Source organism: Amycolatopsis sp. NPDC047767 (assembly GCF_040704195.1).
Taxonomy (GTDB): domain Bacteria; phylum Actinomycetota; class Actinomycetes; order Mycobacteriales; family Pseudonocardiaceae; genus Amycolatopsis.
Genome location: NZ_JBEYSJ010000002.1, coordinates 226961 through 250488, shown reverse-complemented (window position 1 = coordinate 250488; position 23528 = coordinate 226961). Strand labels below are relative to the sequence as shown.

Annotated in this window: 1 protein-coding gene; it reads left to right on the top strand. The window is 73.6% G+C overall.

Annotation, left to right across the window (positions count from 1 at the left end; all coding sequences use genetic code 11):
- Positions 1–13: 13 nt before the first annotated feature.
- Positions 14–23521 (top strand): non-ribosomal peptide synthase/polyketide synthase, encoded by a 23508-nt coding sequence (locus AB0878_RS04310; RefSeq protein WP_366576363.1) that lies wholly within the window; start codon positions 14–16, stop codon positions 23519–23521.
- Positions 23522–23528 lie beyond the last annotated feature (7 nt).

Sequence of the window (23528 nt, the reverse complement as noted above, 5' to 3'; positions counted from 1 at the left end):
TGGAGGTTCCCGGATGACCGGCGTCGTGCCCGGTTCCCCTTTGACCGCGGCACAGGCCGGGGTCTTCTTCGCGCAGTCGCTCGCTCCCGCGGACCCGGCGTACCGCATCGGCTGGTACGCCGACGTGCGCGGCCGCCTCGACCCGGCGCGGCTCGCGGACGCGGTGCGGCGGGCGGTCGGTGAAGCCGAGGGACTGCACGTGACAGTCGAGGCCGACGAGACCGGCGTGCCGCGGCAGGACCCGGCGCCGTGCGCGGCCGAGGTGCCCGTGGTGGATCTGTCCGGCGAGCCGGACCCCGAGGCCGCGGCGCACGCGTGGATGCGGGCGGCGCTGGCGGAGCCGGTCGACCTCGCGCGCGGGCCGTTGACCGCGCACGCGGTGCTGGTGCTGGGACCGGACCGCGTGTGGTGGGCGCAGACGTTCCACCACCTGGTGACCGACGCCTACGGCCAGGCAGTGCTCACCCGGCGGGCCGCGGAACTCTACGACGGCGGCAAGTCTACTGTGGACTGGAGTGTGGCGCCGCTGCTGACGGCCGACCGCGAGTACCGGGAATCGGCCGCCCGGAAAGCCGATCGCGAGTACTGGCGCGAAAAGCTCGCCGGCCGGCCCGATCCGGTGCGGCTGGCCGGGGGCGAGGGAGAGGTGGTCCGGCGGTCGGTCACGCTGCCGGCCGCCCGCGCCGACGCGCTGCGGAAGTTCGCCGGGAACCACGGCACCCGCCTGTCGCGCGTGGCGATCGCGGCACTCGCCGCCTACGCGCACCGCGTGACCGGCGCCGAGGACCTCGTGCTCGGCCTGCCCGTCGCGGCGCGGCCCGACGCCGCGCTGCGCGACCGGCCCGGGATGCTGTCCAACCTCTTGCCGCTGCGGGTTTCCGCGCGGCCCTCGACGACGCCGGCCGAGCTGGTCGCCGCGGTCACCCGTGAGGTCGCGGACGTGCTCGACCACAGCCGCTACCGCGGCGAGGACCTCGCGCGCGAGCAGAACCTGACCGGCGGGATGCACGAGCTCACCGGGCTGAGCCTCAATTTCCTGCCGGAGGTCTCGGTCTCGTTCGGCGAAGCCACGGCCACGGTGCACAGCGTCGCGCTCGGCCCCGTGACCGACCTCGCCGTCACCGCCCACGACGCCGGCGCGGGCGGCGGCCTGCGGCTCGAGTTCGCCGCCGCCGGCACACCCGAGACGCTCGCCGAGCACGAACGCCGGTTCCTCGCCGTCCTCGATGCCATGGCCGCGAGCACCGACCGTCCGATCGCGGCGATCGACCTGCTCACCGAGCGCGAACGGCAGCTCGTGCTGACCGACTTCGCGACGGCCCCCACCGAGGCGCCGGAACTGACCTGGCCCGAGGCGTTCGCCCGCGTCGTCGCACGGCAGCCGGACGCCGTCGCCGTGGTCTGCGAGGGCGAGCAGCTCACGTATGCCGAGCTGGACGCCGCCGCGAACCGCTTGGCGCGCCTGCTCACCGCGCGCGGGGTGGGAGCCGAGGACGTGGTGGCGGTGGCGCTGCCGCGCTCGGTCGACCTGGTCGTGGGCCTGCTGGGTGTGCTCAAGTCCGGCGCCGCGTACCTGCCGCTGGACCTCGACCTGCCCGAGGACCGCCTGCGGTACCTGCTGACGGACTCGGGCGCGTGCGCCGTCCTGTCGGTCACGGAATCCGCGGACCAGCTGCCCGCCGTGGACGAGGTCGTGCTGCTGGACGACCCTGCCGTGCGCGCGGAGCTCGCCGCGCTCGACGGCGGGCCCGTCGACCTCGGCGGGTTGCGGCTGGACCGCGCCGCCTACGTGATCTACACCTCCGGCTCCACCGGCAAGCCCAAGGGCGTGGTGCTCTCGCACGACGGCATCGGCAGCCTGATCGTCACCGCCACCGAGCGCATCGGGATCACGGCCGAGAGCCGGGTCGTGCAGTTCGCGTCGGCCGGGTTCGACGTGACGGTGTGGGACCTCGTGATGTCGCTGTGCGTGGGCGGGCGCGTGATCGTGGTGCCGGCGCACCGCCGCGTCGCGGGCGTCGAGCTCACCGGCTGCATCGCCGATCACGCCGCGACGCACATGATCCTGCCGCCCTCGCTGGTGGCCGCGCTGCCGTTCGACTGCGAACTGCCGAAGGGCGCGGTGCTCATCGTCGGCACCGAAACCGTGCCGCCCGAGCTGATCGCGCGCTGGGCGAAGGATCTGCGCGTGGTCGCCGCGTACGGGCTCACCGAGGCGACGGTGAACTCCACGCTGTGGCCCGCGGAAGCGGACTGGACCGGGCCGATCCCGATCGGACGCCCCGACCCGAACACCCGCTGCTACGTGCTGGACACCGCGCTCAACCCGGTGCCACCGGGCGTGGAGGGCGAGCTGTACGTCGGCGGCCGCGGCCTAGCGCGCGGGTACGTCGGACGCGCCGCGCTCACGGCGGAGCGGTTCGTGGCCGACCCGTTCGCCGGGCCGGGCGAACGCATGTACCGCACGGGCGACCGCGTGCGCTGGCGCGCCGACGGGAACCTCGACTTCCTCGGCCGCGCCGACCACCAGGTCAAGATCCGCGGTTTCCGCGTCGAACCCGGTGAGATCGAGTCGGTGATCGCGGCGCACGACGGCGTCGCGCGGGTGGCCGTGGTGCCGCGCGAAGTGAAGCCGGGTGACCGGCGGCTGGTGGCGTACGTGGTGCCGGAGCAGGCGCCGGGCGCCGACCGGGACGCGGCGCGGGAGGCCGCGCAGGTCGGCCACTGGAAGGACGTGCACGAGCTGCTCTACTCGGTCGCCGACCGCGACCCGTTCGACGAGGGCTTCACCGGCTGGAACTCCAGTTACGACGGCGAGCCGCTGCCGTTGCGCGACATGCGTGCGTGGCGTGAGTCCACTGTGGACTCGATTCGGGCATTGCGGCCGCGCCGCGTGCTGGAGCTCGGCGTGGGCAGCGGGCTGCTGCTGTCGAAGCTCGCGCCGGGCACCGTCGAGTACTGGGCGCTGGACCTGTCCGAGGAAGTGGTGCGGTTGCTGGAAAGCCGCGTCGCCGACCGGCCGGAGCTGGCGGGCAAGGTGCACCTTCGGGCGCGGCCGGCGCACGAGCTGGGCGACCTGCCGGCCGGCCATTTCGACACCGTGGTGATCAACTCCGTGGTGCAGTACTTCCCCGGCGCCGAGTACCTCCTCAATGTATTGCGGCAGGTCACGGGTCTGCTCGCCCCCGGTGGCTCGGTGTTCGTGGGTGACGTGCGGAACCTGAGCCTCCAGCGCGTGCTGCGAGCGGGTGTCGCGGCCGCGCAAGGGGACGCGACACCGGCGGCGGTCGACGCGGCCGTGGCCCGCGAGGACGAGCTGGTGCTCGATCCGGGCTTCTTCGCCGCGCTGCCCGAACGGATCGCCGCGTTCACGGAGGCCGACATCCGGCTGAAGCGCGCGACGTACGAGAACGAGCTGAGCCGCTACCGCTACGACGTCGTGCTGCGGACGGAAGCCGCGGCCCCGCGCGAAGTCCCGGCGGTGCCGTGGGCCGAGCTGGGCTCGTCCGGCGCGTTCGCGGCCCACCTCGGCCGGCGACGGCTCGAGGCACTGCGCGTCACCGGAATCCCGAACGAGCGGCTCATCCCGGACCTCACGGCGTTGCGGGCGCTGGGCGGCGAACCGGTGCCCGCTCCCGGCGCGGCCATGGACCCGGACGTGCTGGTCGAGCTGGCCGGCGCGGCCGGTTACCAGGCGGCGGCGACCTGGTCGGGGGAGACGGCGACGGCGTTCGACCTCGTGCTGTCGCGCGAGGAGCCGGCCGCGACGTACACCGGCCCGACCGACGGGCACCTGGCCAACGTGCCGGTGGTCTACCGCGACCCGGCGTCGCTGATGAAGGACCTGCGCGGCCGCGTCGAAGAGGCGTTGCCGCACTACCTCGTGCCCTCGGCGTTCGTGCCGCTGGACCGCCTGCCGATCATGACCAACGGCAAGCTCGACCGCGCCGCGCTGCCCCTGCCCGACTTCGGGGCGCTGGCGCAGGGCCGCTCGCCGCGGACGCCGCGCGAGGTCGCGTTGTGCACGGTGATGGCGGACGTCCTCGGCGTGCCGTCGGCCGGCGCCGACGACGACTTCTTCGCGCTCGGCGGCGACAGCATCTCGTCGATCCGGCTCGTGCTCGGCGCCGCGCAGCACGGTCTCGCCATCACGCCCCGGCAGGTGTTCCAGCACCGCACCGCGGAGGCACTCGCCGCGTGCGCCGGCGAAGTGACCACCGCCGAGGACACGGCGGAGCCGCTGCTGGAGCTGTCCGAAGCGGACTCGGCCGCGCTCGCCTCGCACGCCGAGGTGCTGCCGGTGACCCCGTTGCAGCAGGGATTCTTCTTCCACGCCGCGTACGAGGACGACGACGTCTACGCCGTCCAGGAGATCTTCGACCTCGCCGGGCCGGTGGACCCGCCCACGCTGCGCCGCGCCGTGCAGAACCTCCTCGATCGCTTTTCGTCGCTGCGGTCCGGTTTCCGCCAGCTCGACGACGGCCGGGTCGTCCAGGTCGTGGCGGCGCACGCGGAGCTGCCGTGGCGGGAGGTCTCGCCCGAGGCCGCCGCCGACGCGCTGGCCGCCGACCGCGAGCGCCGCTTCGCCCTCGACCGGCCGCCGCTGCTGCGCGCCACGCTCGTCGGGCGCGAGCGGCTCGCCCTGACCTTCCACCACATCGTGGCCGACGGCTGGTCGGTCGCGGTGATGGTGCGCGAGATCCTCGCCCGCTACGGCGCCACCGAACCGCTTCGGCCCGAGCCCGCCTCGCGGACGGCGCACCTGCGGCGGCTGGCGGCGCGGGACCACGATGCGGCACGGCAGGCGTGGCGGACGGCGCTCGCGGGCATCGAGGAACCGACCCGGCTCGTGACCACCTACGCCGGGCTGGCACCACGGCGTCCGTCGGGGGTGCATTTCGCCGTCGACGCGGCGACCACCGCCCGCGTCGGCGCGTTCGCGCGCGAGCACGGGCTGACGCTCGGCACCGTGCTGCACGGGGCGTGGGGCCTATTGCTCGGCCGCCTGACCGGCCGTGGGGACCTGGTCTTCGGCAGCACCGTGTCTGGCCGCGACCCCGGCGTCGCGGGCATCGAGGACGCCGTGGGCCTGTACATCAACACCTTGCCCGTGCGGGTCCGCTGGACCGGGGGCGACACCGTCGCCGGGCTCCTGCGCCGGCTGCAGGACGAGCAGGCCGCGCTGCTGGACCACCAGCACCTCGGGCTCGCCGAGCTGCAGCGGATCGCCGGCGTGGGCCAGGAGGAGCTCTTCGACACGCTCGTCGTGGTCGAGAACTACCCGCGCGACAACGGCGACGCCGGCGCGGTGCGCGTGACCGGCGTCGAGGTCGTCGACGCGGTGCACTACCCGGTCGCGCTCATCGCCACGCCGGGCGACACACTGGAGTTCGGCCTGAAGTTCGACGCGGCGCGCCTCGACGCGCGGGCGGCCGAGCAGCTCGCGGAACGGTTCGTGCGAGTGCTCGAAGCGTTCGCCGCGGCCCCGGACGCGCCGGTGGCACACGTGGACCTCGTTTCGGCGGCGGAGCTGGAACGGCTGGGGGAGCTGAACGCGACCGCCGTCTCGGTGCCGGAGCAGACACTGCTCACGGCGTTCGAGCGGCACGTGGCCGAGACCCCGGACGCGCCGGCGGTGCTGTTCGAGGACGAGCGGCTGTCCTATGCGGACCTGGACGCCCGCGCGGCGGTGCTGGCCCGGCGCCTGCGGGCTCGCGGCGCGCGGCCCGGGGCGGTGGTCGCGGTGGCCGTGCCACGCTCGGCCGAGCTGATGGTGGCGCTGCTGGGCGTGCTGAAGTCCGGCGCGGCCTATCTGCCGCTCGATCTCGACTACCCGGCCGAGAGGCTGGAGTACATGCTCGTGTCCTCCGGGGCCGCGCTGGTGGTCATCGAACCGGGTACGGCCGCGCAGGTGCCGGCGGGCCCGGAGCAGGTGCCGGTCGACGGTCCGGACGTCGCCGACCGGCCCGGCCCGGTGGCGAGCCCCGACGACGCCGCGTACCTGATCTACACGTCCGGTTCGACCGGCCGGCCCAAGGGCGTCGTGGTCTCGCACCGCGCGATCGTGAACCGGCTCGCGTGGATGCAGCACGAGCACCGGCTGGGTGCCGACGACCGCGTGCTGCAGAAGACGCCGTCGAGCTTCGACGTGTCCGTGTGGGAGTTCTTCTGGGCGCTGCGCGAAGGCGCGGCCGTGGTGTTCGCGCGGCCGGACGGCCACCGTGACCCGGCGTACCTCGCCGACGTGATCCGCAGCCACGGCGTGACGACGCTGCACTTCGTGCCGTCGATGCTGGCCGCGTTCCTCTCCGTCGACGAGGTCACCGGCGACCCGCGCTGGGCCGCGTCGCTGCGGCGCGTGTTCACCAGCGGCGAAGCGCTGCCCGGCGAGGCCGCGGCGCGCTGGCGGCGGCTGACCGGTGTGCCGCTGCACAATCTCTACGGCCCCACCGAGGCGGCTGTGGACGTGTCGTACTTCCCGTTCCGCGACGGTCCGGAAGCGACTGTCCCCATCGGACGTCCGGTGTGGAACACGCGCCTGCTCGTGCTGGACACGTGCCTGCGCCCGGTGCCCGACGGCGTGGCGGGCGAGCTCTACCTCGCGGGCGTGCAGCTCGCGCAGGGCTACCACGGGCAGCCCGCGCTTACGGCCGAACGGTTCGTGGCCGACCCCTTCGGCGAGCCGGGTGCGCGGATGTACCGCACCGGCGACCTGGTGCAGCGCCGAGCCGACGGTGAGCTCGAGTACCTGGGCCGCACCGACCGGCAGGTGAAGATCCGCGGCAACCGCATCGAGCTCGGCGAGATCGAGGCCGTGCTCGCGGCGCAACCCGGCGTCCGCGCGGCCGCGGTCGTGGTGCGCGACGGTGCCCTGGTCGGGTACGCAGCCGGTTCCGCGGACACCGACGAACTGCGAGCCGCGCTGACCGCGGCGTTGCCCGCGACGATGGTGCCGAACGCCCTCGTGGTGCTCGACGAGTTCCCGCTGACCCCGAGCGGCAAGCTCGACACCCGTGCCCTGCCGGCGCCGGTCGTGGCCTCGCCGGCGGCGACCGGGCAGCGCGGCGACGACCGCGAGTCGGCCCTGGCGGCGATCTTCGCCGACGCGCTCGGGCTGGCCGAGGTCGGCGCCGACGGCGACTTCTTCCTGCTGGGCGGCGACAGCATCACGTCGATCAGCGTGTCGAGCCGCGCTCGCCGGGCCGGGTTCGACCTGAGCCCGAAGGACGTGTTCACCCACCGCACGCCCGCCGCGCTGGCGGCCCTCGGCGGCGCGCCCGTGACGCAGGGGCCGGTGCCCGATCCGGACGGGGTCGGCGACGTGCCGCTGCTGCCCGAGGTGCACCGCCTGCGCGAACTCGGCGACAGCGGCACCGAGTCGATCCGGCTGCGCCTGCCCGCCGACGCGGACACCGAGAGTCTCGCGGCCGCGCTGCAGGCGGTGCTCGACCACCACGACGGGCTGCGGCTCAAGCGCAACCGCGTTGCGTCCGTGCTGTGGTCGCTCGAGACGCGCCCGGCCGGCGCGGTCGACGCCGCCGACGTGCTGCTCGCCGAGAACACCACTGCCGAGAATGTCACCGCCGATAACGGCACCACCGAGTTCGATGCTGACGCCGGGATCCTGCTGCGGGCGGTGCGGTCCGGCGACCAGTTGCTGCTCACGGCCCACCCGCTGCTGGTCGACGCCCCGTCGTGGCCCACGATCGCCGCCGACCTCGCCACGGCCTGGACGGCGGTCCAGGCCGGGCACCCCCCAGTGTTCGCCGCGGTGGAAACCTCGCTGCGCACCCACGCCCGCGCCGTCACCGAGCGGGCGCAGGCACCGGAGCTGCTGGCGGACCTGGAGTACTGGGCCGCGACGCTCGCGCCGGGCGCCGCGACGGTCCCCGGGTCCGGGACGCAGACTGAACGCACCGTGCGGTTCCCGCCGGGCCAGAGCCGGGCCCTCGTCGAGCAGCTGCCCGCGTCGGTGCGCGGCGACGTGACCGACGTCCTGCTCACCGCCCTCGCGCAAGCCGGCGGCGAGCTGATCGTCGACGTGCTCGACCGTCCTGAAGGGACACCCGCCGCGGTGGGCGCGCTGCACACCGCGGCTCCGGTGCGGCTGACCGCGACGGACCTCAAACAGGTCAAGGACCTCGTCCGCGCGGCTCCGGACGCGCTCGGCTACGGCCTGCTGCGGTACCTCAACCCGCAGGCCGCACCCTTGTTCGCCCAGCTCGCCCGCGCCGACGTGCTGCTGCGGTACGCGGGCCGCGTGCCGTCGGGCACGCAGGACTGGGACTTCGCGGCCGGCCCGGGCGCGCCCGCCGGGGCGCACTCGTTGCGCATCGGTGCGGTCTGCGAGGACACGCCGGACGGACCGGTCCTCGCGCTCACCTTCGCCGGTGCCACGCCGGACTTCGTCGACGGCGTGGTCGCCGCACTGGCCGACCTCGCCGCGACGGATGTGGCCGCGGCCGGGCTGACCACGTCCGACCTCACGCTGATCGACCTGGCGCAAGAGGAGATCGAACACGTCGAACGGCTGAGCCCGCTGCCACTGTCGGACATCTGGCCGCTCTCGCCGCTGCAGGAAGGCCTGTTCTTCCACTCCAGCTACGACCAGTCGCGCATCGACATCTACACGATCCAGGAGGCCATCGACCTCGACCGGCACCTCGACGCCGGCCGCCTGCGCGCCGCGTGCGCCGCGCTGACGGATCGCACACCCAGCCTGCGTGCAGGCTTCACCAGCGAAGGACTGCGCGGGCCGGTGCAGTTCGTCACGGCCGGCTTCGCGCCCCCGGTGACCGAAGTGGACCTGCGCGACCTGTCCGAAGCGGACCGTGAGCGGCGGCTGGCCGAGCTGATAGAGCGCGACCGGACGACCCGGTTCGACCTCGGCCACCCGCCGCTGTTCCGGATCACGCTCGTGCGCCTTGGCGCCGAACGCGACCGCGTGGTGCTCAACCGGCACCTGCTGCTGTGGGACGGCTGGTCCGCGTGGTTGTTCATCGAGCAGCTCTTCGCGCACTACGAGGGCGGCGAGCCCCCGGCCGGTGGGTCCTATGTGGACTACCTGGAGTGGTTGTCGCGCCAGGACGTCGAGGAGGCCGCGGCGGCGTGGCGGTCGGCGTTGACCGGGCTGAGCGAGCCGACGCTGATCGGTCCCGGCACCCAGGGCCTCGAGCCCGTCACCCCGGTCAATCTCGACGCGCACCTGACGCCCGAGCTGACCGATCGGCTGCGTGCCGAGGCCCGCCGCCACGGGCTCACCGTGAACTCGGTGCTCAACGCCGCGTGGGCGCTCGTGCTGTCCACGATGGTCGGCCGCCAGGACGTGGTGTTCGGCGCCGCCGTCGCCGGGCGCCCCGCCGCCGTGGCGGACATCGAGACCACGATCGGCCTGTTCCTCAACACCGTGCCCACGCGGGTGCGGCTCGTGCCGGACGAGCCGGTGCTCGACCTGCTGCGCCGCATCCAGGCCGAGCGGATGGACCTCACGCCGTACGAGTTCATGAGCCTCGGCGTGGTGCAGCGCGAGGCCGGGCACCGCGTGCTGTTCGACACGCTGTTCGTGCTCCGCGGTGCCGACGGCGACGAACGCTACGCCGGCCTGCGGCACCGGCACGGCATCACGAGCCTCGTGAACGTCGACGCCACGCACTACCCGTTGACGCTCGTGATCACGCCCGGGCAGTCGATGCGCGTGACGCTGTCCTACCGCGACGACGTGATCGCGGCCGACGAGGCCGAAGTGCTGCTGAGCCGGTTCACCGGGCTCGTCGAGCAGATCGTCGGCGACCTGACCGCACCTGTCGGCGCGCTGGAGACGGTTTCGGCCGACCGGCGTGGGGAGCTGGCGGAGATCTGGTCGGCCACCGAGCACCCAGTGGTGGGGGACACCATCGCCGACCTGCTCGCCGCCCAGGCCACCCGCACGCCCGACGCGACCGCGCTCGTGTTCGGCGAGCAGACGCTGACCTACGTGGAGCTGGACGAAGCCGTGAACCGGATGGCGCGGCTGCTGCTTTCGCGCGGCGCCGAGCCGGAACGCGTGATCGCGCTCGGGCTGCCGCGCTCGATCGACATGGTCGTGGCGCTGTTCGCGGTGCTGCGCACCGGAGCCGCGTACCTGCCGCTCGAACTCGACTACCCGGCCGACCGCCTCGCGCTGATGCTCGACGACGCCGGTCCGCTGTGCCTGGTCACGACCACGGCCGTCGCGCAGGATCTGCCGCAGGACCTGCCGCGGGTGCTGCTCGACAGCACCGAAACGAAAGCCGAACTCGCCGCGTTGTCCGGCGGTGACCTCGTGGATGCCGAGCGCCCGTTGTTCGGTCGCGACCGGGCCGACCGGATGGAACACCCCGCGTACGTCATCTACACCTCCGGTTCCACGGGGAAGCCGAAGGGCGTGGTCACGCCGTACCGCGGCCTGACGAACATGCAGCTCAACCACCAGGAGGCGATCTTCGGGCCGGCCATCGCGTCGGCGGGTGGGCGGCGCCTGCGGATCGCGCACACCGTGTCGTTCGCGTTCGACATGTCGTGGGAAGAGCTGCTGTGGCTCGTGGAGGGCCACGAGGTGCACGTGTGCGACGAGGAGCTGCGCCGCGACGCCCGCGCGCTCGTGGCGTACTGCGACCGCCACCGCGTCGACGTGGTGAACGTGACGCCGACCTACGCGCACCTGCTCATCGAGGAAGGCCTGCTCGACGGCGACGACGCGGCGAGCCACCGACCGGCGCTGGTGCTGCTCGGCGGCGAAGCGGTGTCCGAATCGGTCTGGAACCGCCTGCGCGACACCGAAGGCGTCTACGGCTACAACCTCTACGGCCCCACCGAGTACACGATCAACACCCTCGGCGGCGGCACGACCGACAGCGCCACCCCGACCGTCGGCAAGCCCATCTGGAACACCCGCGCGTACCTCGTGGACAACTGGCTGCGGCCGGTGCCCGACGGCGTGCCCGGCGAGCTCTACATCGCGGGCACCGGCCTGGCCCGGGGGTACCTCGGGCGGCCCGGGCTCACGGCGGAGCGGTTCGTCGCGGATCCCTTCGGCGAGCCCGGCGCGCGCATGTACCGCACGGGTGACCTCGTGCGCCGCCGGCCCGCCGGGAACCTCGACTTCTTCGGCCGCACCGACGACCAGGTGAAAATCCGCGGCTACCGCGTGGAGCTGGGCGAGATCGAGACGGCGCTGGCCCGGCACCCGCAGGTCGCGCAGGCGGCCGTGATCGCGCGGCCGGACCCGTCGGCGCCGGGGCTGCAGCGGCTCGTCGGCTACGTCGTGCCGGCCGAGCTGAGCGGCGACGAGCGCGACGCCGCCGAAGCCGACCAGGTCGGCGAGTGGCAGCAGATCTACTCCGACGAGTACACCGAGATCCCGACCGCGCTGGTCACCGAGGACTTCGCCGGCTGGGACTCCAGCTACGACGGCACGCCGATCCCGTTGGCGCACATGCAGGAGTGGCGCGCGGCGACCGTGGCGCGCATCGGGGAGCTGGCGCCGCGGCGGATCCTGGAGATCGGCGTCGGCACCGGGCTGCTGATGGGGCAGCTGGCGCCGCACGCGGAGGAGTACTGGGGCACCGACCTCGCCGCGCCGGTGATCGGGAAGCTCACCCGCGAGCTGGAAGCAGACCCGGAGCTGGCCGCGAAGGTGACGCTGCGGGCGCAGCCGGCGCACGAGTTCGGTGGCCTGCCGCGCGGGCACTTCGACACCGTCGTGATCAACTCCGTGATCCAGTACTTCCCGAGCGTCGACTACCTCACCCAGGTGCTGAGCACGGCGCTGGACCTGCTCGCGCCCGGCGGTTCGCTGTTCGTCGGCGACGTGCGGAACCTGCGCCTGGCGCGGTCGTTCCACACCGCCATCCAGCTCACGCGCGCCGACGCGACGTCCGACGTCGCCCAGTTGCGCCGCGCGATCGAACGCGGTGCCGCACTGGAGAAGGAGCTGCTGCTCGACCCGGACTACTTCACGGCACTCGCGCACACGCTGCCCGGCGTCGGCGCGCGGATCCGCGTGAAGCGGGCCGAGCTGCACAACGAGCTGAGCCGGTATCGCTACGACGTGGTGCTGACCAAGGACGCCACCGGTGAGGTGCCGGTGGCGCAGGCCCCGCGCGTGCTGTGGGACGAGGTCGGCTCGCTCGCCCAGCTGAAGGGCCGGCTGACCGGTGACGAGCTGCGCGTCAGCCGGATTCCGGACGCGCGGCTCGCCGCGGAGTTCGCCGCCATGCGGGCGCTCGACGCGGGCGCGCCGCTGCTCGACGTGCTCGATCGCTTCCACGGCACCGGCGACGGCGTCGAACCCGAAGCCGTGCACCGCCTCGGCGAGCGTCTGGGCTACGCCGTGCACACGACGTGGTCGACCGGCGTCGACGGGGTGTTCGACGCCGTGTTCGTCCGGGCGGAAGCGCCGGTCTCGGGCCTCTACGTGCCCGCGGCGACCGGCACGAACCTCACGCGGTTCGCGAACAGCCCGACCGCCGCGCGCGGCAGCGCCGAGCTGGTGCAGGTGCTGCGCGACGAGCTGAAGCGGCAGCTGCCCGACTACATGGTGCCGGCCGCGTTCGTGACACTCGGCAGCCTGCCGCTGACCGACAACGGCAAGCTCAACGTCCGCGCCCTGCCCGACGCCGAACCCGCCGTGTCGCTGGCCGAGAGCCGGCCGGCGGCCTCGCGCGACGAAGAGGTGCTCTGCGAGCTCTTCGCCGAGGTCCTCGGCCTCGAGCGCGTGGGTGTGGAGGACTCGTTCTTCGACCTCGGCGGGCATTCGCTGCTGGCCACGCGCCTGATCAGCCGCGCGCGGACCGAGCTCGGCGCCGAGCTGGCGATCAAGGACCTGTTCGAGGCGCCGACCGCCGCGGAGCTGGCCGCCCGGGCGGGCACGGGTGCGCCGGCGAGGCCGGCCGTCGTCGCGCGCGAGCGGCCGGAGCGGATCCCGTTGTCGTTCGCGCAGCAGCGGATGTGGGTGCTCGACCGCATGGACACCACGGCGGCGGCGTACACGTACCCGCTGTTCGTGCGGCTGCGCGGGCCGCTGGAGGTCGAGGCGCTGCGGCTGGCGCTCGGGGACGTGCTGGCCCGGCACGAGGTGCTGCGCACGGTGCTGGCCGAGCACGAGGGTGAGCCGTACCAATCCGTTCTGGACTCGCCGGAGATCCCGTTTTCGGTGCTGGCGTGCACCGAGGCCGAGGTGGACGCGCGCGTCGCGGAGCTGGCGGAGCGGCGCTTCGACCTGGCGCGCGAGCTGCCGGTGCGGGTGGACGTGCTGCGACTCGGCGGCGACGACCACGTCGTGGCCATGCTCCTGCACCACGGCGCGACGGACGAATGGTCCGACCGGCCGTTCCTCACCGACCTGGGCACCGCGTACGAGGCCCGGCGGTGGGGCGACGCTCCCGAGTGGACTCCGCTGCCCGTGCAGTACGCGGACTTCGCCTTGTGGCAGCGGGACTTCCTCGCCGACGCGGAGCCCGAACAGCTGGAGTACTGGACCGGCGTGCTGCGCGGGCTGCCCGACGAGATCCCGTTGCCGGCGGATCGGCCGCGTCCCGCGCAGCCGAGCGGCCGCGGCGGGAAGGTCCGGCTGCCGCTCGACGGTGCGCTCGCCGAAACCGTGCGCTCGTTGTCGGCGGACGCCGGGGCGAGCTTGTTCATGGTGCTGCAGTCGGCCGTCGCCGCGCTGCTGCACCGGGTCGGCGCGGGCGACGACGTGCCGCTCGGCGCGCCCATCGCCGGCCGCACCGACGCGGCCGTCGACGACCTGGTCGGGTTCTTCGTCAACACGCTGGTGCTGCGCACGGACCTCAGCGGCGAGCCCACGTTCCGTGAGCTGCTGGACCGGGTGAAGGCCGCGGACCTGGTCGCGTTCTCGCACCAGGACGTGCCCTTCGAACGCGTGGTGGAGACGCTGAACCCGCCGCGCGTGCCCGGCCGGAACCCGCTGTTCCAGGTCATGGTCGGCTACCACTACCGGCCCGGCGGTGACCCCGACGTGCTCGGGCTGCCCACCACGTGGCTCGAACCCGGGCACGCGACGGCCAAGTTCGACCTGCACTTCACCCTCGTCGACGAGGCCGGCGCAGGGCCGCTCACCCTCATGCTCGAATACGCGGCGGACCGCTGGACGGCGGAGTCGGCGTGGCGGCTGCTCGCCCGGCTGGGCTCGTTGCTGGCGCAGGCCACGGCAGAGCCTTCGGTCGCGGTGGCGGCGCTCGACGTGGTGGCCGACGGGGAGCTGGCGCGCCTGGAGTCCTGGAACGCGACCGCCCACGACGTGCCGGCGGTGACGCTGCCCGAGTTGTTCGAGGCTCAGGTGGCGCGGACGCCGGAAGCGCCGGCCGTGGTGTTCGAGGGCGCGGCTCTGTCCTATGTGGAGCTGAACGCGCGAGCCAATCAGCTGGCACGGTGGCTGCGCGAGCAGGGCGCCGGACCCGAAACGGTGGTGGCGGTGTCGTTGCGGCGGTCGCTGGAGCTGGTGGTGGCGTTGTACGCGATTCATAAGGCGGGTGCGGCGTATCTGCCGTTGGACCCGGACTATCCGGCGGAGCGGCGCGATTTCATGCTTGCCGATGCGGCTCCAGCTGTGGTGCTGGACGGCCCGGTCGATGCGTCGGGCTACGGCAGCACGAACCTGGGGTTGAGGGTTGCCCCTGACGCGCCGGCGTATGTGATTTATACGTCGGGTTCGACGGGGCGGCCGAAGGGTGTGGTGGTTCCGCATCGAGGGATTGTGAACCGGTTGCTGTGGATGCAGGACGAGTACGGTTTGTCGGCGGATGATCGGGTGTTGCAGAAGACGCCGTCGAGTTTCGATGTGTCGGTGTGGGAGTTCTTCTGGCCGCTCCTGGCTGGCGCGACGCTGGTGGTGGCCAAACCGGAAGGGCACAAGGATCCCGCCTACCTCGCGGGCCTGATCCGGCGGGAAGGCGTGACGACTGTCCACTTCGTCCCGTCGATGCTGCGGCTGTTCCTGGAGGAAGCCGCGGGGTGCACCGGGCTGCGGCGGGTGTTGTGCAGCGGTGAGGCGTTGCCGTCCGACGTCGCGACGCGGTTCGCCGAGCTGCTCCCGGCCGAGCTGCACAACCTGTACGGGCCGACGGAAGCATCGGTCGACGTGACGGCGTTCCCGGCGACCGGCCCGTTCGACGGCCCGGGTGTCCCGCTGGGCCGCCCGATCTGGAACACCGGCACCCACGTGCTCGACGCCCGGCTGCGGCCGGTGCCTCCGGGCGTGCCGGGTGAGCTGTACCTGTCCGGCGTGCAGCTCGCGCGGGGGTACCTCGTGCGGCCGGGGCTGACGGCGGAACGGTTCGTGGCGAGCCCGTTCGGCGCGCCGGGGGAGCGCATGTACCGCACGGGCGATCTCGCACGGTGGACCGAAGGCGGGGTGCTCGAGTTCCTCGGCCGCGTCGACCACCAGGTGAAGGTCCGCGGCTTCCGCGTCGAGCTGGGCGAGATCGAGGCGGCTCTCACCGCGTTCGACGGCGTCACCGGCGCCGTGGTGGTGGCCCGGGACGAGCGGCTCGTCGCCTACCTCACCGGTACGCCGGGTGACGTGCGGGCGGAGCTGGCGAAGACCCTGCCGGAACACCTGGTCCCGGCGGTGGTCGTGCCGCTCGGCGAGTTCCCTGTGACCCCCAACGGCAAGCTGGACCGCGCCGCCCTGCCGGATCCGGAGTTCACGACGGCCGGCGGTCGCGAGCCGCGGACCGACCGGGAACGCGAGCTGCGGGACCTCTTCGCGGCGGTGCTCGCCGTGCCGGCACCGTCGATCGACGACGACTTCTTCGCCCTCGGCGGCCATTCGCTGCTGGTCATGCGGCTGGTGTCGCGGATCCGCGCGGCGGGCGCCGAGATCAGCGTGCGGGACGTCTTCGAGGCACCGACGGTGGCGTCGCTGGCCGAGCGGCTGACCGCGCCGACCGGGGACCGGCCCGAACTGGTGGCGGCGACCCGGCCGGAGGTGCTGCCGCTTTCGGCGGCGCAGCAACGGCTCTGGTTCCTCTACCGCCTGGACGGCCCGACGTCGACGTACTCCGTGCCGCACGCGTGGCGGCTGCGGGGCGCGCTGGACCTCGACGCGCTGCGGGCGGCGTTCGCCGACGTCGTCACCCGCCATGAAGTGCTGCGCACGGTCTTCGAGGAGCACGACGGAGTCCCGGCGCAGCGGATCCTCGCAGCTGTGCCTCTCGGCGCCGTGCCACTCGACTTCGCGGTCGAGCGCGTGACCGACGTGGCCGCGCGGATCCGGTCCGAAGTGGACATTCCGTTCCGGCTCGACGAGGCCCCGCCGGTGCGCGTGCGGGTGTTCGCCGTGGCCGAGGACGAGCACGTGCTGCTGGTGCTGCTGCACCACGTGGTCACCGACGAGTGGTCCGAAGGGCCGCTGTTCGCCGACCTCGCGACGGCCTATCGCGCCCGGCTCGACGGCGTCGCTCCCGAGTGGACACCGTTGCCGGTGCAGTACGCGGACTATGCGTTGTGGCACCAGGCCATGCTCGACGGCGAGCAGGAGAGCCAGACGTCGTTCTGGAGCGAGGTGCTCGCCGGGTTGCCGGACGAGCTGGACCTGCCCGCCGACCGGCCGCGGCCGGCGGAGTCGAGCCACCGCGGCGCCACGGTGACGTTCGAGGTGCCGGCCGGGCTCACGGCACGGCTGCGCGCGGTGGCGATCGAGCACGACACCAGCATGTTCATGCTCGGCCAGGCCGCCGTCGCCACACTGCTGCACCGCCTGGGCGCCGGCACCGACATCCCGCTGGGCGCGCCGGTGTCCGGCCGCACGGACGAGCGGCTCACGGACCTGGTCGGGTTCTTCGTGAACTCGCTGGTCCTGCGCACGGACCTCGCCGGCGATCCCGCGTTCGGCGAGTTGCTGCGCCGGGTCCGGGCGACCGATCTGGCCGCGTTCTCCCACCAGGACTTGCCGTTCGACCGGGTGGTCGAGCTGGCGGAACCGGAGCGTTCGCTGGCGCGGCACCCGCTGTTCCAGACCATGGTCGTGTACCTGCCGGAGGGCGCGGACACGCCGCAGTTGCCGGGTCTGGAGGTCGTGCGCGAGGACGTGGCGCAGGACGTCGCGAAGTTCGACCTGGAGTTCGGGTTCCTGGAGCAGCCGGGCGGTGCGATCGCCGGCGCGATCGAATACAGCGCGGACCTGTTCGACGGCGCGACCGCGGAGTCGTTCGCGACCCGGCTGGTGCGGGTGCTGGAGCAGGTGGCCGCCGATCCGTCGGTGCCGGTCGGGTCGCTCGACGTGCTGTCGGACGCGGAATCGGCGCTGCAGAAGAGGTGGAACGCCACGGATCACGACGTGGCCGGGGCGACACTGCCGGAGCTGTTCGAGGAGCAGGTCACCCGGACGCCGGATGCCCCGGCCTTGGTGTTCGAAGACGCCTCGCTGACGTACGCGGAGCTGAACGCGCGAGCCAATCAGCTGGCGCGGTGGCTGCGCGAGCATGGTGCCGGGCCGGAGTCCGTGGTCGCGGTGTCGTTGCCGCGGTCGCTGGAGCTGGTGGTCTCCCTCTACGCGATCCACAAGGCTGGCGCGGCCTACCTGCCGTTGGACCCGGACTACCCGGCGGAGCGGCGCGATTTCATGCTTGCCGACGCGGCTCCAGCTGTGGTCCTGGACGGCCCGGTCGATGCGTCGGGCTACGACAGCACGAACCTGGGGTTGAGGGTTGCCCCTGACGCGCCGGCGTATGTGATTTATACGTCGGGTTCGACGGGGCGGCCGAAGGGTGTGGTGGTTCCGCATCGAGGGATTGTGAACCGGTTGCTGTGGATGCAGGACGAGTACGGTTTGTCGGCGGATGATCGGGTGTTGCAGAAGACGCCGTCGAGTTTCGATGTGTCGGTGTGGGAGTTCTTCTGGCCGCTCCTGGCTGGCGCGACGCTGGTGGTGGCGAAGCCGGAAGGGCACAAGGATCCCGCCTACCTCGCGGGCCTGATCCGGCGGGAAGGCGTGACGACTGTCCACTTCGTCCCGTCGATGCTGGAGGTGTTCCTCGGCGAGCCGGGTGCCCGCGCGTGCCTGAGCCTGCGGCGCGTGCTGTGCAGCGGTGAGGCCCTGCCCGCCGACCTCGTCGCGAGGTTCGACCTCGACGCCGAGCTGCACAACCTCTACGGGCCCACCGAGGCGTCGGTCGACGTCACCGCGGCACCCGCGCGGCTGGCGCCCTCGGGCCGCGTCCCGATCGGACGTCCGGTATGGAACACCCGAACCCACGTCCTCGACGCCCACCTGGGGCCGGTGCCACCGGGTGTGGCGGCGGAGTTGTACCTGTCCGGAGTGCAGCTGGCGCGCGGTTACCACGCGCGCCCGGGCCTGACGGCCGAACGGTTCGTCGCGAACCCGTTCGGCGCGCCCGGCGAGCGGATGTACCGGACCGGCGACCTCGCGCGCTGGACGGCGGACGGGGAGCTCGAGTTCCTCGGCCGCGCCGACGACCAGGTGAAGATCCGCGGCTTCCGCGTTGAGCTCGGCGAGATCGAGGCCGCGCTGGCCACGCACCCGGCCGTCGCGCAGGCGCGCGTGATCGTCCACGAAGGACGGCAGCTCGTCGCCTACGTCGTCGCGAGCGGGGCCACGGACGATCTCCTCGACCACGTCGGGAAGACGCTGCCCGAGCACATGGTCCCGGCCGCCGTCGTGCCGCTGGCCGAGCTGCCGCTCACCCCCAGCGGCAAGCTGGACCGCCGGGCACTGCCGGCGCCCGAGTTCGAGACCGGCGACGACGCTCCGGCCACGGCCCGCGAGGAAGTGCTCGCGGAGCTGGTGGCCGGCGTGCTCGGGCTGCCGCGCGTCGGCGTGCGCGACGACTTCTTCCGCCTCGGCGGCGACAGCATCGTCGCGATGCAGCTCGTGGCCCGCGCGCGGACCGCCGGTCTGCTGCTCGGCGCGCGGGACGTGTTCCGCCATCGCACGGTGGCCGGGCTGGCCGAGGTCGCGGGGGAGGTGCCGGCCACGCCGTCGTCGGACGACGGCCGGTCGCTGCTCGACCTCACCGACGCGGAACGCGCCGAGTTGCAGGCGACCGCAGCCGACGCGGCAGAGGTCTGGCCGCTCACTCCGTTGCAGTCGGGATTGCTGTTCCTGGCCACGGCCGACACCGAGGGCCCGGACGTCTACACGGTGCAGTTCGGGTTCGACCTCGCCGGCCCGCTCGAAGCGTCCCGGTTGCGGCAGGCGGTGCGCGATCTGCTGGAGCGGCACCCGAACCTCCGCACGAGCTACCGGTACCTCGCCTCCGGGCGGCCGGTCGCGCTCGTCGCGCGCTCGGCCGAGCCCGAGTGGCGGGAGGTCTCGGACGACGCGCTGGAGGCGCAGCTCGCACACGAGCGCCGCCGGTTCGACGTCACCGCCGGGCCGCTGCTGCGGTTCCTGCTCGTGCGCTTCGCCGACGGCCACCACCGGCTGGTGGTGTCGCACCAGCACCTGCTGCTCGACGGCTGGTCGGTCCCGCAGCTGCTGGCCGAGCTGTCCGCGCTCTACGCCGGACGCGCGCTGCCGCCCGCGTTGCCGTACCGCGGTTACCTGGGCTGGCTGCGGGACCAGGACGAGGCCACGGCCCGGGCGGCGTGGCGCGACGCGCTCGCCGGGCTGGCCGAGCCGACCCGGCTCGCGCCCGCGGACCCGGATCGGGCCCCCGCGTTGCCGAAGCAGCGGACGCTTGAATTGCCCCGCGAAGCGACCGCCGAGCTGACGGAGCTGGCACGCGAGCGCGGGCTCACGGTGAACACGCTGGTCCAGACGGCGTGGGGCCTGCTGCTCGCGTCGCTGACCGGGCGCACCGACGTGGTGTTCGGCGCCACGGTCGCGGGCCGGCCGCCGGAGCTGCCGGGCGTGGAGCGGATGCTCGGGCTGTTCATCAACACCGTGCCGGTACGCGTGCGCCACGATCCGGCCGAGCCGCTGTCGGCGCTGCTGGAGCGTGTGCAGGAGGAGCAGTCCGCGCTCCTGCCGCACCAGCACGTCGGCCTGGCCGACATCCAGCGCGAGGCCGGGCTGGGCGAGCTGTTCGACACGCTCGTGGTGTTCGAGAGCTATCCCGGTGCCGAGGACGACCCGGACGACGGGCTGCGGGCGACGATCGTGGACCACCGCGACTCCACGCACTACCCGCTGACGTGGGCGGTCGAACCGGCCGAACGGCTCCGGCTCACCGCCGAGTACCGCACGGACCTGTTCACCGACGAGGACGCCGAGCGCCTGCTCGCCGGCATGGAGCTGCTGCTGGGCGAGATGGTGTCCGCAGTGGACCGTCCGGCCGGGACGGTCGACGTCCTGCCGGCCGAGCTGTCGCGGCGGATCCTGCGTGACTGGAACGCCACCGCGCTCGCCGTGGAGCCGTCGACCGTGGCGGGGCTGTTCGAGGCCCAGGTGCGGCGCTCGCCCGATGCCGTCGCGGTCGTCGGCGGGGCGACGTGGACGTATGCGGAGCTGAACGCGCACGCCAACCGGCTCGCTCGGGCTCTGGTCGAACGCGGCGCCGGGCCGGAGACGCTGGTGGCGCTGGCGTTGCCCAGGTCGGCCGACGTGCTGCCGGCGATCCTCGCCGTGCACAAGGCCGGCGCGGGCTACCTGCCGCTCGACCCGGACTACCCGGCCGAACGGCTCGCCGCGATGCTGGCCGACGCCCGGCCCGGGCTGCTGGTCACCGTCGCTGACGTCCGCGGGGTCCTGCCCGAGTTCGGCAACACTGTGCTGCTGCCGGATCTTCTGGCGACAGAGGTGTCCGAAGAGGACTTGACGGATGCCGACCGGCTGCGTCCGCTGCGGCCCGAGAACCCGGCGTACGTGATCTACACATCCGGCTCGACCGGCACGCCGAAGGGTGTCGTGGTGCCGCACGCGGGGCTGGTGAACCTGTTCCACAGCCACCGGGCGATGCTGCACCGGCCGGCCGTGGCGCGCACCGGGCGCGAGCACCTGCGGGTGGGGCACGCGTGGTCGTTCTCGTTCGACGCGTCGTGGCAGCCGCAGCTGTGGCTGCTCGACGGCCACGCCGTGCACGTCGTGCCCGACGAGGTGCGCCGCGACCCGGAACAACTCGCCGAGCTGATCCGGCGCGAAGGACTCGACTTCATCGAGGTCACGCCGTCGCTGTTCACGCAGCTGGCCGACGCCGGGCTCGTCGAGGGCGACCGGTGTCCGCTGGCCCTGGTCGGCGTCGGCGGCGAGGCGGTGCCGGACGCGCTCTGGCGGCGGCTGGCCGAGCTGGACGGGACCGAGGCGGTCAACCTCTACGGGCCGACGGAGTCCACAGTGGACGCGCTCGTCGCGCGGATCGCCGACAGCGAACGGCCGCTCGTGGGCCGGCCGGTGGCCAACACCCGCGCGTATGTGCTCGATGGTTCGCTGCGGCCCGTGCCGCCGGGGGTGACCGGGGAGCTGTACCTCGCCGGCGGCGGCCTGGCACGCGGGTATCTCGGCCGGTCGGCGCTCACGGCGGAGCGGTTCGTGGCCGACCCGTATGGCGAACCGGGCACGCGCATGTACCGCACGGGCGACCTCGCGCGCTGGACGCCCGACGGCCGGCTCGACTTCGGCGGCCGAGCCGACGACCAGGTGAAGATCCGCGGCTTCCGCGTGGAGCCCGCGGAGATCGAGGCGGCGCTCGACCGGCACCCGGCCGTGGCGCAATCGGTGGTCGTGGTGCGCGAGGCGCGGGTGAAGCAGCTGGTGGCGTACGTGGTGCCGGCCGCGCCGGTGGACGCGGCCGCGCTGCGCGAGTACGCGGTGTCGGCGCTGCCGGAGCACCTGGTCCCGGCGGCGTTCGTGGTGCTGGAGCGGCTTCCGGTGCTGGCCAACGGGAAGCTCGACCGCGCGGCCCTGCCCGCGCCGGACTTCTCGGCCCAGGCCGGCGGCCGCGCGCCGTCGACCGACCGGGAGCGCGAGCTGTGCGCGCTGGTCGGCGAGGTGCTCGGCGTGCCGGGCCTCGGCGTCGACGACGACTTCTTCGCGCTGGGCGGCGGCAGCATCGTGGCGATGCAGCTGGTGGCCCGCGTCCGCGCCGGTGGGCTGCGGATCTCGCCGCGCGACATCTTCCGGCACCGGACGGTCGCGGGGCTCGCGACGGTGGCCACCGAAGCCGGCGTGGCGAAGTCCGTGTCCGACGACGGCACCGGCACCGTCGGGCTGACCCCGATCATGCACGCGATGCGGGAGCTGGGCGGACCGATCGCCGGGTACCACCAGGCGGCGTTGCTGATCACGCCGGCGGAGGTGACGAGCGAGAGCCTCACGGCCGTGCTGCACGCGGTGGCCGACCGGCACCCGATGTTGCGGGCGCGGCTGGACCGGCAGCCCGCGCGGTGGGCGCTGCGGGTGCCCGAGCAGGTGGACGTGCGGGGCTGGGTGTCGCGAGTGGACGTTCGCGGGCTCGCGGGCGCGCAGCTGGAACGCGTGATCGCGGCGGAAGCCCTGGCCACGCGAGCGCGGCTCGACCCGGACGCCGGCGCGATGCTGCGGGCGACCTGGTTCGACGCGGGTCCGGAGCGGGGCCGCCTGCTGGTGCTGGTGCACCACCTCGTGATCGACGGGGTGTCGTGGCGGGTCCTGCTGCCCGACTTCGCGGCGGCGTGGGAGGCCGTGGCCGCCGGGCGGAAGCCGGAGCTGCCGCCGGTGGACGTGTCGTTCCGGCGGTGGTCGGAGGCGCTCGCGGCGCGCGCGGTGGAGCCGGCTCGCGCGGCGGAGCTGGACCGGTGGCGGTCGGTGCTCGCGGGTGGCGATCCGTTGCCGCTGCTGCGTTCGCGGGATCCGGAACTGGACGTCGAGTCCGGACTGGCGGCACTGTCGCTGACCTTGCCAGCGGCGGTGACGGGCCCACTGCTGGGCCGCGTGCCGGCGGCTTTGCGGGCGACCGTGAACGACGTGCTGCTCACCGGCCTCGCCCTCGCGGTGGCCGACTGGCGCCGCCGCCACGGCGCGGGCGAGGGCACGGCGACGCTCGTCGACCTCGAGGGCCACGGCCGCGAGGACGAGCTCGCCGGCGGTGGCGACTTGTCGCGCACGGTCGGCTGGTTCACCAGCGTCGTGCCCGTCCGCCTCGACCTGGGAGAGCTCGACCTCGCCGACGCGCTGGCGGGCGGCCCGGCGGCGCGCACCGCACTGGAGCGCGTGCGGGCCGAACTGGACGCCGCACCCCTCGCGGGCATGGGCTTCGGGCTGCTGCGGCACCTGAACCCCGTGACCGGGCCCGAGCTCGCGGCGCTGCCCGCGCCGGAGATCGAGTTCAACTACATGGGCCGCTTCGGCCACGCCGGCGAGGGCGACTGGGAGTACGCCCCCGAGGGCGACGCCGCCGACCTCGGCGCCGACCCGGGCAAGCGCGTCTCCCACGCGCTGACCGTCAACGCCCTCGCCGAAGACCGGCCCGACGGCGCCGCACTGGCGGCCTACTGGTCGTGGCCCGCGGCCCTCGCACCCGAAGCGCGGGTGCGCGACCTGGCCGAAACGTGGTTCCGCGCGCTGGGCGCCCTGGTGCGCCACGCCTCCGACGACTCTCAGTGAGAAAGGA